Source organism: Pseudoxanthomonas suwonensis (assembly GCF_000972865.1).
Classification (GTDB): domain Bacteria; phylum Pseudomonadota; class Gammaproteobacteria; order Xanthomonadales; family Xanthomonadaceae; genus Pseudoxanthomonas; species Pseudoxanthomonas suwonensis_B.
In genome coordinates this window covers 1042472-1054948 of the sequence record NZ_CP011144.1, presented here as the reverse complement: position 1 = coordinate 1054948, position 12477 = coordinate 1042472, and the positions used below count along the sequence as shown (strand labels likewise).

General features: G+C 70.5%; 11 protein-coding genes and 1 pseudogene. 9 read left to right on the top strand and 3 right to left on the bottom strand.

Annotated features, from left to right (window positions below):
* Positions 1-11: 11 nt before the first annotated feature.
* From WQ53_RS04565 to WQ53_RS04555, 3 genes are all read left to right on the top strand, one after another.
* Positions 12-2210 carry a TonB-dependent hemoglobin/transferrin/lactoferrin family receptor gene (locus WQ53_RS04565; protein WP_052630848.1) on the top strand — a complete coding sequence of 733 codons (2199 nt, stop codon included), beginning with the start codon at positions 12-14 and terminating at the stop codon, positions 2208-2210.
* A 2-nt stretch (positions 2211-2212) separates the two neighbouring features.
* Entirely contained in the window at positions 2213-2830 is a 618-nt protein-coding gene (locus WQ53_RS04560; protein ID WP_052630847.1) for a hypothetical protein, read from the top strand.
* Positions 2831-2913: 83 nt separating this feature from the next.
* Positions 2914-3843: a DUF6607 family protein gene (locus WQ53_RS04555; protein ID WP_144409220.1), complete on the top strand. Its 930-nt coding sequence runs from the start codon at positions 2914-2916 to the stop codon at positions 3841-3843.
* A gap of 763 nt (positions 3844-4606) precedes the next feature.
* On the opposite strand, the gene WQ53_RS04550 is transcribed toward WQ53_RS04555, so the two are convergent.
* Genes WQ53_RS04550 through WQ53_RS04540 form a run of 3 tightly spaced genes read right to left on the bottom strand, consistent with a single transcriptional unit; the run spans position 4607 to position 7051 of the window.
* Complete coding sequence (locus WQ53_RS04550; protein ID WP_052630844.1) at positions 4607-5668, bottom strand: PDZ domain-containing protein; 1062 nt, start codon at positions 5666-5668, stop codon at positions 4607-4609.
* Between the two features lie 50 nt (positions 5669-5718).
* A complete protein-coding gene (locus tag WQ53_RS04545; protein WP_052630842.1) occupies positions 5719-6408 on the bottom strand; it encodes a hypothetical protein in 690 nt (229 codons plus the stop codon).
* On the bottom strand, positions 6401-7051 hold the full coding sequence (locus WQ53_RS04540; protein ID WP_236685903.1) for an RNA polymerase sigma factor: 651 nt from the start codon (positions 7049-7051) through the stop codon (positions 6401-6403). Before WQ53_RS04540 ends, WQ53_RS04545 begins: the two co-directional genes overlap by 8 nt.
* Before the next feature lie 151 nt (positions 7052-7202).
* On the opposite strand from WQ53_RS04540, the gene WQ53_RS04535 reads away from it, so the two are divergent.
* The 6 genes and pseudogenes from WQ53_RS04535 to WQ53_RS17375 form a co-directional block, all read left to right on the top strand.
* A complete protein-coding gene (locus WQ53_RS04535) occupies positions 7203-8168 on the top strand; it encodes an SPFH domain-containing protein (RefSeq protein WP_052630838.1) in 966 nt (321 codons plus the stop codon).
* 3 nt (positions 8169-8171) lie between these two features.
* The gene (locus WQ53_RS04530; protein WP_052630836.1) at positions 8172-8603 is read left to right on the top strand and encodes an NfeD family protein; all 432 of its coding nucleotides are present in this window, start codon (positions 8172-8174) and stop codon (positions 8601-8603) included.
* Positions 8604-8855: 252 nt separating this feature from the next.
* A complete protein-coding gene (gcvT, locus tag WQ53_RS04525; protein ID WP_052630835.1) occupies positions 8856-9962 on the top strand; it encodes a glycine cleavage system aminomethyltransferase GcvT in 1107 nt (368 codons plus the stop codon).
* Between the two features lie 106 nt (positions 9963-10068).
* Entirely contained in the window at positions 10069-10464 is a 396-nt protein-coding gene (gene gcvH / locus WQ53_RS04520; RefSeq protein WP_052630833.1) for a glycine cleavage system protein GcvH, read from the top strand.
* 230 nt (positions 10465-10694) lie between these two features.
* On the top strand, positions 10695-11057 hold the full coding sequence (locus WQ53_RS16595) for a hypothetical protein (protein WP_144409219.1): 363 nt from the start codon (positions 10695-10697) through the stop codon (positions 11055-11057).
* Positions 11058-11666: 609 nt separating this feature from the next.
* Positions 11667-11744: pseudogene (locus WQ53_RS17375) on the top strand (histone); the annotation flags it as partial.
* Positions 11745-12477 lie beyond the last annotated feature (733 nt).

The window sequence follows — 12477 nt, the reverse complement described above, 5'->3', positions numbered from 1 at the left end:
AGCTGACACCGATGAATCGCATCACCCCGCTCGGCGCCGCCATCTGCGCGGTCCTCGCCACCGCTATGCCCGCCCACGCCGCTGTCCTCGATTCCGCCGACGCCGGCATGCGCGAGTTCGACCGCGTCCAGGTCACCGCCACCCGCACCGAACGCGCCATTGTCGACGTGCCCGCCTCGGTCGACGTGATCGACCGCGAGCGCCTCGACGACACCCTGGCCCGCGACATCAAGGACCTGGTTCGCTACGAGCCTGGCATCTCGGTCACTTCCAGCTTCGGCCGCTTCGGCCTGGGCGGCTTCCGCATCCGCGGCCTGGACGGCAATCGCGTGCAGATCCAGACCGACGGCATCGCCGTGTCCGACGCGTTCTCGATCGGCAGCTTCGCCAACGCCAACCGCAACTTCGTCGACCTCGACACGCTCAAGCGGGTGGAGATCGTGCGCGGGCCTGCCAGCTCGCTGTACGGCTCCGACGCGCTGGGCGGCGTGGTCGCGTTCGTCACCAAGGACCCGGCCGACTACCTGGCCGCTGACAAGGACGCCTATTTCGGCCTGAAGTTCGGCTACGAGGGCGACTGGCGCGGCCTGTTCGGCGGCGCCACCGCCGCGTTCGGCGGCGAGCGCTGGAGCGGCATGGTCGCGCTCAGCCACCGCCAGGGCCAGGAAACCCGCAACCAGGGCGACGACCGCAGCGCCGGCGCCACCCGCACCGCGCCCAATCCGCAGGACCGCGACGGCAACAGCGTGCTGGCCAAGCTGGTGTTCGCGCCGTCGGCGGACCAGCGGTTCAAGCTGACCGCCGAAAGCAACGAGGACCGCACCGAGAGCGACGTGCTGTCGGCGATCAACGCGACCACCCGCTCGCTGCAGGGCGACGACCGCCAGCAGCGCCGCCGCGTGTCGCTGGGCCACGAACTGGATTCGCTCGCCGCCGGCCTGGCCGACAGCCTGGACTGGAAGGTCTACTGGCAGGACAGCCGCACCACCCAGGACACCGACGAACTGCGCACCGGCAACATCCGGCGCCAGCGCCGGTTCGAGTTCGACCAGCACGTCTACGGGCTGCAGGCGATCTTCCACAAGGCGCTGTCCGGCGGCAGCGTCAGCCACGACTTCACCTACGGCCTGGATGCGGCCCGGACCCGTACCGAGCAGCTGCGCAACGGCGTGCAGACCAACCTCAACACCGGCGTGTCCAGCAGCACGATCCTGCCGGACGTGTTCCCGGTGCGCGACTTCCCGCTCAGCGACACCGCCGAGGTCGGCCTGTTCGTGCAGGACGAGATGCGCCTGGCCGACGGCCGGCTCAGCCTGGTGCCGGGCCTGCGCGTGGACGTCTACCGGCTCGAGCCGGAGATCGACCCGATCTTCGCAGGCGACAACCCGGGAGTACCGGTCAGCGACCTGGACGACACCGCCGTGTCGCCCAAGTTCGGCGCGATCTGGCGCTTCGACGAGTGCTGGTCGATGTTCGGCAACTACGCGCACGGCTTCCGCGCGCCGCCGTACAACGACGTCAACCTGGGTTTCACCAACTTCCAGTTCGGCTACACCGCCATCCCAAACCCGGACCTGAAGCCGGAGACCAGCGACGGCGTCGAGCTGGGCCTGCGCTTCGTCGGCAAGGCCGCCTACTTCGGCCTGAGCGGGTACTACAACGACTACCGCGACTTCATCGAGTCGTTCGTCAACGTCGGCTTCAACGAGCAGGGCTTGATGGTGTTCCAGTCGCGCAACGTGGCCGACGCGCGGATCTATGGTGCCGAGCTGAAGGCGGGCGTGGACTTCGGCGCACTGTCCGACGGCTGGAGCGGCTGGTCGCTGCGCGGCGCGGCGGCCTGGGCCCGCGGCGACAACAAGACCGACGACGTGCCGCTGGATTCGGTCGACCCGCTGCGCGCCTCGCTGGGGCTGGCCTACGACGGCGGCGCCTGGGGCGCGGAACTGGCCGGCAGCTTCGCCGGCCGCAAGGAACGCGTCTCCGACCCGGTGTACTACCGTCCCTCCGGCTACGGCGCGCTCGACCTGATGGTGAACTGGAAGTTCGCCCCGGGCGCGCGGATCGATTTCGGCGTGTTCAATCTCGGCGACCGCAAGTACACCGACTGGGCCGACGTGCCGATCGGCGTGGCGGCCAGCGCGGCCACGCTGGACCGCTATACCCGGCCGGGCCGCAGCGTGTCGGCCAGCCTGGCGGTGAGCTGGTAGCGATGGCCCGCCACGGACCCGCGGTCGGTGACGGCAGCGCGCCGGTACAGGCGCGCCCGTCGCTGCCGCGCCCGCGGCAGCTGGCCGAGCTGGGCAGCGTGCTGTGCCTGTACCGGCCGCAGCGCGGCGGCGAGCTGGCTGGCTGGATGCAGGCGGTGCGCGCCGAAGCGGCCACCGGCGTGGACAGCGACGGGCTGCAGGAAAGCCTGTCGTTCTTCGACGACGGCGGCCAATGCTGCTGGCGCCTGTTCCTGCTGCCGGACAGCGACTTCCTGGCGTGGGACATGCTGGCGGCGCAGTTGCCGGTCCAATGCGGGGACGCGGCCCAGGGCGTGGCCGACCGCCTGTGGCGGCGGCTGGCCGGGCGCCTGGGCGGCAACGGTTGGCGCGTATGCGCCCTGCGCCTGCACGTGCTGGCGCAGGAAAGCCACGCCGCGACGCTTGCCGCCAGTCCAGCACCGCTGTCGACGCTGGGCCTGGCGGCCGCGCGCCGGATCGCCCGCCAGGAAGGCGCCGAAGGCGAAGTGCGGCTGGACGAGTGCTGCTGCGCGCGCGCGGCGGCCGGTCCGGCGCAGGTCTCTCCCCCCAGCGGCGGCGAGGTGCCGCTGGTCAAGCTGTAAGCGGAACCTCGCATCGCCATGGACGGCCTTCATCTACCTTTCAACCCGGATCCACAGCAGGCAATCCCATGTCACCAGCCACCATGAAGCACCTGGTAGCCCTCCTCGCCGCGCTGGCCTTCGCCGCCAGTGCCACCGTGCACGCCGCCGCGCCCGACCCGCAGCGCGATCGCCAGAGCATCCTGGCCATGCAGGGCGAATACCTGGTCGATTTCGCCTTCGACGAGACCGTGCTGCTGAAGCCCGGCTACGAGCGCGCCTCGGCCATGCGCAGCGGCGGCGACGAGGTGGTGATCGTGGTCGAGGACACCCCGGGCAAGGTCGTACTGCAGCACCTGCTGGTCGACGCCAGGAGTGGCCACGTCACCAAGCACTGGCGCCAGGACTGGATCTACGAGGCCAAGCAGCGCTTCGAGTTCACCGGCGACCAGACCTGGACCGTGCACGCGATCCCGGCCGAGCTGACCCGCGGCGCCTGGACCCAGTGCGTCTACGAGGTCAGCGACGCGCCGCGCTACTGCGGCACCGGCCGCTGGACCTACGACAACGGCGTGGCGACCTGGACCTCCGACCTGTCCTGGCGCCCGTTGCCGCGGCGCGAGCACACCACCCGCAGCGACTACAACGCGCTGTCGGTGGTCAACCGCCACACCCTCACTCCGGGCGGCTGGACCCACGAGCAGTTCAACACCAAGGTGCTGCGCAAGACCGACGGCAGCCACGAGGAGATCGCCCGCGAGTTCGGCTTCAACGACTACCAGAAGGACACCGACGTCGACTTCGGCCCGGCCTACCGCTACTGGGAAGGCACGCAGGACTACTGGGCGCGGGTGCGCGCGCGCTGGGACCGCTTCCTGTCGCAGCCGCCGGGCCTGCACCTGAAGACCAAGGTCGACGGCATGGCGATGATCATCCCGCTGTTCACCCAGGCCGGCGAGGAAGAGCAGGGCGGGAAGGTGGCGGACGCGAAGATCGACGAAGTCTTCGCCAAGTGGGTCGAACCGGCGCGCTGAAGCACTGGCTTCGGCCGGGGCCGCCGTCCTGCCAGGGCATGGCTTACCCCTCGGTCGGGCATCCTGCCCTCAACTCGGGGCCGTGGCACATCCCTGTGCCACTTGCGCCATACCCCGGCAGGACGACGTCCTCGGGCGGCGTTGTGGTCGTGGCTTCTATGGTCTGGCGAAAAACCGCCGCCCGATGGTTCCGGGTTTCCTGTAGGAGCCCAGCTTGCTGGCGACCCGGGTGTCGGAATCACGAGGGCGTCGCCTGTGCCGAGGTCGTCGTGTCGCCGGCTGAACCCGGCTCCTACAACCGCCACGGCGCAGCCGCTTTTCTGTAGGAGCTGACTTCAGTCGGCGACACGGGCGTCGGGATCATGAGGGCGTCGCCCGTGCCGGTGTCGTGTCGCGGGCAAGCCCGGCTCCTACAGAACAGCGAGCGGCGCAACGACGGCTGTTGCTTCTGGACGACGGAACGGAGCCACGCCCCAAATTTCCCGAAGACGTGGCAGTGCGGGTGTGTTGCGGCAGCGGCCATGGATGGCCGCGTCGGCGAGTCGGCACACGGATGTGCCGTCGAGCCGACCGCAACACACCCGCACTGCCGCGGCTCAGCCCGAAGCCCACCACCCCCGGCGCTCTTGCGGTTGCAGTTGCAGTTGCCTTATGACCCATCCCCTCTCAAATGAGCCAGGAACAAAAAAATCCCCCGCATGCCGCGGGGGAGGGGGAAGGCCGGTGGGGTCCGGCGCGTAGGTGTCTTGCGGGGCCGCCGTGCTCAGGCGGGCGTGGCGGCCACGGCCGGCGTCGGCCTGGGCGCGGGTGGGGCAGGCGGTGCCGGTGACGCTGGCGGGACCGGGATGAAGTCGAGCGAACGCATCCGCTCGGGCACCGTCACCGGCACCTCGCGCGCACTGCGGTCGCGCACAACCGTGACCCTGGCCTGCTCGCCGGGCTGCTTGGCGGTCATCGCCTGCATCGCCTCGCGCGGGGTGGCCACCGCCTTGCCCTCGATCTTCTGGATCACGTCGCCGGCCTGCAGCCCCGGCAGCGCACCCTGCGACAGCACCAGTACGCCGCGGTCGGTGCCGAAGTAACGGCCCAGCTGCGGCTCCAGCGCCAGCAGGTTCAGGCCGTCCCAGCGCAACGCCTCGGCCAGCAGCGGCACGCTGCAGCCATCGCCCTGGCAGGCGCCGGGTCGCGACAGCCGGATCACCTCGCCGCGCAGCTGCGGCCCCAGCTCCTTCAGCCGCGCCAGTTCGGCGCCGTCGAACACCGCGGCAAAGTCCTCGCCGCTGCCGGGGAACGCACGGGTGAACGCCAGCGCCTGGGTCGCGCCCGGGGTCACGTCGACCTCGTGTTGCCTGCCCTCGCGCTGGTAGGCAATGCGCACCGGCTTGTCCTTCTCCAGCCCGGCCAGCGCCTTGCGCGCGTCCTCCACGCGCTGCTCGCCCGAGCCACCGGCGATCGCCTTGCCGCGCACCTTCAGCAGGCGGTCGCCGGCCTTCAGCCCGGCCTTGTCCGCGCCGCTGCCGGGGGTGACGCCGGCGATGCGCACGCCGGCCTGTCCGTCGACGCCCAGCAGCACGCCCAGGCGCGGCTTGCCGGCCTCGGCGCCGGCAACGCGGATCGACTGGATGCGGTTTCCGTCCAGGACCGATTCGCCGGACAGCTCGGCGATCCGGCGCGCGGCATCCTGCAGGTCGGCGCGCGCGGCCTCGAGCTGCTTCTGGCGGGCGGCCGTGTCGTCCTGCGCCCAGGCCGGCAGCGCCAGCGCGCAGGCGAGGGACAGGGCGAGCGGGGCGAGGCGCCTGGCGAGGGGGAAGCGGGGGTGTTTCATGTCGTTCTCTCGTGTGGTCGTGTGGTGCGTGTTGGGGCTGGGGGCCGGGTTCAATAGACCTGGACCAGGGCGTAGTCGGTATCGCCGCCGCCGTACAGGGCGTTCCAGCGCTGGCCGGCCGCCAGGCTGGCCAGTTCGCGCAGGACGTCCACGCGCTGCTGCCACAGGCCGGCGAGCGCGGGCTCGTCGAGCGCGTTGCCGGCCAGCGCCTCGTCGATGGCGGATACCTGCGAGCGCAGCGACGCGCTCAGCGCCAGCTGCACGCCGTCGCCCGGTTCCGGTCCCGACAGCTGGGCCAGCAGCGCTTCCAGCCGCGCCGATTCGGCGTACAGCGGTTCCATGGGGGGGCGGGTGGCCGGGACGGCGTCGGGCGCGGGCGGGGCGGCCGACGATGCGACCGGCGCCGGCGGTTCGTTGCGCGGCGCGGTGTCGGTGACCGGCAGGACCGCCGCCGCGCTGTGTCCGGTGGTCGCGTCTGGCGCGGCGGTGCGGCTGTCGATGCCCGCCACCGCATCCGGTGCCGGCGGCGCCGGCGCGCGCAGCAGGCCGAGCACGGGCAGCGCGGCCAGGCAGGCGGTCGCCGCGGCCACCGCCCAGGGCAGCACGCGGCGGCGCGGCCGTGGCGGACGCGCCAGTCCGGCGGCGACGCGCTGCCAGCCGTCGCCCGGCGGGGTTTCCAGCGGCAGTGCGGCGAAGGCGTGATGCCAGTCGGCCGCTGCGGGGGTGTTGCGCTCAGACATGGGAAGCCTCCTCGACCTGCAGCAGCGCGCGCAGCCGGCGCGTGCCGCGCGCCAGCTGCGACTTGGAGAAACTCGGGGTGCGCTGCATCAGCTCCGCGATCTCCTCGTGGGTATAGCCTTCGGCGTGGTACAGCCACAGCACGCTGCGGGTGGCGGCCGGCAGGACCAGCAGGGCGCGCTGCAGCAGCGCCGCGTCGGCGGCGGCCGGCGGCGGCGGCGCGCCGTCCTCGAATTCGTGGCCGTCCAGCGGCAGGGTTTCGTCCAGCCGGCGGCCACGACGCAGCCGCTGCAGCGCCTCGTTGATCGCGATCTGCCGCAGCCAGCCCCAGAACGGTCCGCTGCCGCGGTACTCGCCGACCCGGCGCAGCAGCTTTAGCATGGTTTCCTGCAGCGCCTCGCTGGCCTCGTCGCGGTCGCCGCACAGGCGCAGCGCCAGGGTGAACACCGGCCGCTCGAACCAGCGGTACAGCTGCTCGAACGCCGCCGCCTCGCCGCGCCGCGCGCGCGCCAGCAGCGCCTCGGGCACCTCGATGGCGAAGCCCGAGCGCGGCGCGGCGCGGTCGTCGCGCAGGTCCGCGGCGGCCACGGCCGGGGCCAGGGCCATGCAGCTGGCGGGGGCGAGCAGGCTGGATTCGGTGGTCATACCGCTATCTGGATGCGGGCAGCTGCAAAAGGGTCGCAGCCTGGCGTGCTGTTCCTGCGACCGTCGCTCCGCCGCGCCGGTTCCCGGTCGCGGTAGTGCCTATACTGGGCCGGACTAGGGAGTGGCCGCGAACGGCCGAAGGAGCGGGGGGATGTTCTCATCGGGTTTTCTGGCACTGGTGCTGCTGGTGGCCGGCGCGATCGTGCTGTTCAAGACGGTGCGGATGGTGCCGCAGGGCTACGAGTGGACGGTGGAGCGCTTCGGCAAGTACACCCATACCCTGGACCCGGGCCTGCACTTCCTGATCCCGATCATCTACGGCGTCGGCCGCAAGGTGAACATGATGGAGCAGGTGCTGGACGTGCCCAGCCAGGAAGTGATCACCAAGGACAACGCGGTGGTGCGGGTGGACGGGGTGGTGTTCTTCCAGGTGCTGGACGCGGCCAAGGCCGCCTACGAGGTGGCCAACCTGGAGGTGGCGACGATCGCCCTGGTCCAGACCAACATCCGTACCGTGATCGGCTCGATGGACCTGGACGAATCGCTGTCCAACCGCGAGAAGATCAACGCCCAGCTGCTCAACGTGGTCGACCACGCCACCCATCCGTGGGGCATCAAGGTCACCCGGATCGAGATCCGCGACATCCAGCCGCCGCGCGACCTGATCGATTCGATGGCCCGGCAGATGAAGGCCGAGCGCGACCGCCGCGCGGTGATCCTCGAGGCCGAGGGCCACCGTTCCTCGGAGATCCTGCGCGCCGAGGGCGACAAGCAGGCCGCCATCCTCCAGGCCGAAGGCCAGAAGGAAGCGGCGTTCCGCGAGGCCGAGGCGCGCGAGCGCCTGGCCGAGGCCGAGGCCAAGGCCACCCAGATGGTGTCCGAGGCGATCGCCAACGGCGACGTGCAGGCGATCAACTACTTCGTGGCCCAGAAGTACGTGGCGGCGTTCGAGAAGCTGGCCACCGCGCCGAACCAGAAGTTCGTGCTGATGCCGATGGAAGCCAGCGGCGTGATCGGCTCGATCGCCGGCATCGCCGAACTGGCCCGCGGGGCCCTGGCCGACCAGCAGCAGAAGGCGGGCGCGCCGCGGGCGCAGCCGCCCAGGCCGGGGGGCTGAGCCATGCGCGTCGACGTGGTGGCCTGGGCGGCACTGGCGCTGCTGCTGATCGCGGCCGAGACGCTGGCGCCGGGCGCCTTCCTGCTGTGGATGGGCTTCGCCGCGGTGGCGGTGTTCCTGGCGGTGCTGCTGGTGCCGGACATCCCGGTGCTGGCGCAGGTGGCGGCGTTCGTGGTGCTGAGCTTCGTCTCCATCCAGGTCTACCGGCGCTGGTTCCGCAAGGGCGCGCGCCAGAGCGACCAGCCGCTGCTCAACCGCCGCGCCGAGCAGACCGTCGGCCTGGTCGCCCCGCTCGACCAGGCCATCGTCGCCGGCCGCGGGCGGGTCAAGCTGGGCGATGCCTTCTGGGTGGTGGAAGGCCCCGACCTGCCGGCCGGCACCCCGGTCCGGGTGGTCGCGGTGAACGGCATGGTGCTGAAGGTGCAGGAGGCGTGAGCACCGCAGTCATCGTCGCTGCCGCCTGAGCCCCTCTCCCTTCGGGAGAGGGGTTGGGGAGAGGGTCGGGTGAGGCTGCGTGAGTTCAAGCGTCCGTCGCTCCTCCGTACCCTCATCCGCCCTTCGGGCACCTTCTACCCCGAGGGCACCTAGTCCCGGAGGGAGAAGGACAGCGCGCCCGCCGGAAAGGCGTTTGGCGGAGGAATCCGCCGCATCTGGGATAATGGCGGTCTTCCTTTCCGCGAGACCGCCATGACCCGCAAGACCGTCCTCAACGACACCCACCGCGCGCTCGGCGCCAAGATGGTCGACTTCGGCGGCTGGGACATGCCGATCCACTACGGCTCGCAGCTCGACGAGCACCACCTGGTCCGGCGCGAGGCCGGCATGTTCGACGTCAGCCACATGACCGTGGTCGACCTGCGCGGCGAGCGGGTGCGCGAGTTCCTGCGCCGGCTGCTGGCCAACTCGGTGGACAAGCTCAAGGTGCCGGGCAAGGCGCTGTACTCGTGCATGCTCGACGAGCGCGGCGGGGTGATCGACGACCTGATCACCTACTACCTGGGCGAGTCGTTCTTCCGCCTGGTGGTCAATGCCGCCACCCGCGACAAGGACCTGGGCTGGATCCAGCAGCAGGCCGCCGCGTTCGGGGTCGAGGTGACCGAGCGGCCGGACTTCGCCATGGTCGCGGTGCAGGGCCCGCAGGCGCGCGAGCGCGTGGTCGGCCTGCTGCGCGAGTCCGACCGCGCGGCGGCAGAGAAGCTGGGCCGCTTCGCCGCGGTCGAGGCGCAGTCCGCGGCCGGCGTGCCGCTGTTCCTGGCACGCACCGGCTACACCGGCGAGGACGGGTTCGAGATCGTGCTGCCGGAAGCCGACGCGGTCGCGTTCTGGAACGCGCTGCTGGAGGCCGGGGTCAAGCCGGCCGGGCTCGGCGCGCGCGACACCCTGCGCCTGGAGGCGGGCATGAACCTCTACGGCCAGGACATGGACGAGACGACCACCCCGTGGGAAGCCGCGCTGGCCTGGACCGTGACCCTGGACGACGGCCGCGACTTCATCGGCCGCGCCGAGCTGGAGGCGCAGAAGGCCGCCGGCACCCCGCGCCAGCTGCTCGGCCTGGTGATGGACGAGAAGGGCGTGCTGCGCCACGGGCAGAAGGTGCTCACCGCGCAGGGCGAGGGCGAGATCCTGTCGGGCACCTTCTCCCCGACCCTGGGCAAGGCGATCGCGTTCGCGCGCGTGCCGGCCGGCGATCCGGGCCAGGTCCGGGTCGACATCCGCGGCCGCGAGGTGCCGGTGCGGGTGGTGAAATTCCCGTTCGTGCGCGACGGCCAGGCCCAGCCCGGCGTGCTCGGTTGACCTGCCGCGGCCGGCGCGCGCCGCGCCGGCCGTTTGCCAGTGCGGCGGAGTCCTCCGCTAAACTAGCCGCCCATCCAGAACCCATCGCGTGACCGGAGCAGCCCCCATGAGCGAGATCCCCGGCGACCTCAAGTTCCTCAAGTCCCACGAGTGGGCGCGCGTCGAAGGCAACGGCCGCGTCACCGTCGGTATCTCCGACCATGCCCAGGGCCTGCTCGGCGACCTGGTCTACGTCGAGCTGCCCAATGTCGGCGACAGCGTCGAGGCCGGCAACGCGGTGGCGGTGGTGGAGTCGGTCAAGGCCGCCTCGGACGTGTACGCCCCGGTCAGCGGCACGATCGTCGAGGTCAACTCGGCGCTGGCCGACAAGCCGGAGACCATCAACGAGGACGCCTACGGCGAGGGCTGGCTGTTCGTGGTCGAGTCCAGCGACGCCGACCAGCTGGCCGAACTGCTCGCCCCGGACGACTACGCCGAGCTGATCGAGGGCGAGGACGACTGATCCGCGGCCTTCGCGATCCGTCCAGGATTCCTGGAAACGCCCGCCTCCGGCGGGCGTTTTTTTTGCGCCGCCGGTGCCGGTGCCCATGTCGTGCCCGGGCACCGGCGCGGGCGAAGGTTCCTCCCGCATCCAGGGAATGAGCAGATGCCTTCGCGACATGTGCGGCGCGCGGCGGCGATCGAACCCGGGCGCGCGCCGTCGCCGTCGCCGTTTCCGATCGCGAACGATGCATGGAAGGCGGCGCGACGCGTCGATGGCGGTGTCGCGGGCTTGCGCAGTTCTGCGCAAATCGGCTTGTGCGACGCGAAACAAAGGCGCCCGGCGCGGATTTTTTTTCGCGGCCGGAAAGGGCGTGCGGGCAGCTTCGCCACACCCCCGCGTTCGCGGCGACGCAGGTTGTCGAAACGATGCGTGTGGATGCGCCTGCGAAAAAAGCACTTGTTTTCCGCATCGGTTTGCAACGCACTCGACGCCGGCACGGATCGCGGGCGGCGCGCGCCGTCGCGCGCAGCGCCGCGCTGCGGCGGCGGCCGGTCGCGCCGCCGGAAAAAAAATCGCGCACGGGTGTTGACAGTGAAAAAAACCGTGATTAGGTTTCGCCCAGCAGACGCTGCCTGCCGAAGCGAGTGAGTCGAATCAACACCACAACGCGAAGCACAACTCGGGCATCCGCCAGGAACCTTCAGACGGTGGATCAGGCCCGCTTCCCTCCAAGAAAAGCAGCGAATCCCCGATCTACCGCCCGCGCATCCGCATCGCGCGGGTTTTCCCGTATCCGTATCGACGTGCGTATCGCGCCGACGGACTCCCCCCGGCGGCTTCCGCCGCGGGTTTTCGCACTGGGCGTTACCCATCCGTAGTTCACTGACGAGGAGCCAACCATGGCAACGAAGAAAGCTGCGAAAAAGAAACCGGCCGCCAAGAAGGCGGTGAAGAAGGTCGCCAAGAAGGCCGGCGCCAAGAAGGCGGTGAAGAAGGCCGCCAAGAAGAAGGTCGCCAAGAAGGCCGTGAAGAAGGCCGCCGCCAAGAAGGTGGTGAGGAAGGCCGCCAAGAAGAAGGTCGCCAAGAAGGCGGTGAAGAAGACCGCGAAGAAGGCCGCCGCCAAGAAGGTGGTGAAGAAGGCCGCCAAGAAGAAGGTCGCCAAGAAGGCCGCCAAGAAGGCGGTGAAGAAGGTCGCCAAGAAGAAGGTCGCCAAGAAGGCTGTGAAGAAGGCCGCGAAGAAGGCCGCCGCCAAGAAGCCGGCCAAGAAGGCCGCCAAGAAGAAGGTCGCCAAGAAGAAGGCGGCCCCGGTCGCGCTGCCGGCTACCCCGGCTCCGCTGATCTGATCCAACCCCGATAGCCGTACCGAAATGACTCCCTCCCCGATGCCCAGCGGGGGGGGAGTTTTTTTTATGTTCTTGGCCCATTCAAGGGAATGGGCCGCGCCGGCCGAGGCAGCCGCAAGAGCGCCTGGGGCGGCCGGTTTCGGGCTGAGCCGCGGCAGTGCGGGTATGTTGCGGTCGTCTCGACGGCACGTCCCTGTGCCGACTCGCCGACGCGGCCATCCCTGGCCGCTGTCGCAACACACCCGCACTGCCACGTCTTCGGGAACGTCGGGGTCGTAGCTAGCAACAGCCGCCGCCGCGCTGTTCTGTAGGAGCCGGGCTTGCCCGCGATGCGACGCCGTCGGCCCAGGCGACACCCCCGTGATCCCGACGCCCGTGTCGCCGACTGAAGTCAGCTCCTACAGAAAAGCGGACGCGCCGTGGCTGTTGTAGGAGCCGGGTTCAGCCGGCGACACGACGCCCTCGGCCCAGGCGACGCCGTCATGGTTCCGACGCCCGGTCGCCAGCAAGCTGGGCTCCTACAGGAGGCCCGGAACCGTCAGATCGCGGTGTCTTTTCGCCAGGCCATGGAAGCCACGACCGCCACGCCGCCCAAGGACGGCGGCCCCCGGCCGATGCCAGCGACTTTGACTAGTCATTGGATCCCCAGGCTCGAGCAGCCATGACCGGCCATACGGCTGCTATGGAG

Excerpts from the sequence above, each read along its gene's own strand:
- WQ53_RS04565 (WP_052630848.1), top strand. The coding sequence starts at position 12 with ATGAATCGCATCACCCCGCTCGGCGCCGCCATCTGCGCGGTCCTCGCC.
- WQ53_RS04560 (WP_052630847.1), top strand. The coding sequence starts at position 2,213 with ATGGCCCGCCACGGACCCGCGGTCGGTGACGGCAGCGCGCCGGTACAG.
- WQ53_RS04555 (WP_144409220.1), top strand. The coding sequence starts at position 2,914 with ATGAAGCACCTGGTAGCCCTCCTCGCCGCGCTGGCCTTCGCCGCCAGT.
- WQ53_RS04550 (WP_052630844.1), bottom strand. The coding sequence starts at position 5,668 with ATGAAACACCCCCGCTTCCCCCTCGCCAGGCGCCTCGCCCCGCTCGCC.
- WQ53_RS04545 (WP_052630842.1), bottom strand. The coding sequence starts at position 6,408 with ATGTCTGAGCGCAACACCCCCGCAGCGGCCGACTGGCATCACGCCTTC.
- WQ53_RS04540 (WP_236685903.1), bottom strand. The coding sequence starts at position 7,051 with ATGACCACCGAATCCAGCCTGCTCGCCCCCGCCAGCTGCATGGCCCTG.
- WQ53_RS04535 (WP_052630838.1), top strand. The coding sequence starts at position 7,203 with ATGTTCTCATCGGGTTTTCTGGCACTGGTGCTGCTGGTGGCCGGCGCG.
- WQ53_RS04530 (WP_052630836.1), top strand. The coding sequence starts at position 8,172 with ATGCGCGTCGACGTGGTGGCCTGGGCGGCACTGGCGCTGCTGCTGATC.
- gcvT (WP_052630835.1), top strand. The coding sequence starts at position 8,856 with ATGACCCGCAAGACCGTCCTCAACGACACCCACCGCGCGCTCGGCGCC.
- gcvH (WP_052630833.1), top strand. The coding sequence starts at position 10,069 with ATGAGCGAGATCCCCGGCGACCTCAAGTTCCTCAAGTCCCACGAGTGG.
- WQ53_RS16595 (WP_144409219.1), top strand. The coding sequence starts at position 10,695 with ATGGAAGGCGGCGCGACGCGTCGATGGCGGTGTCGCGGGCTTGCGCAG.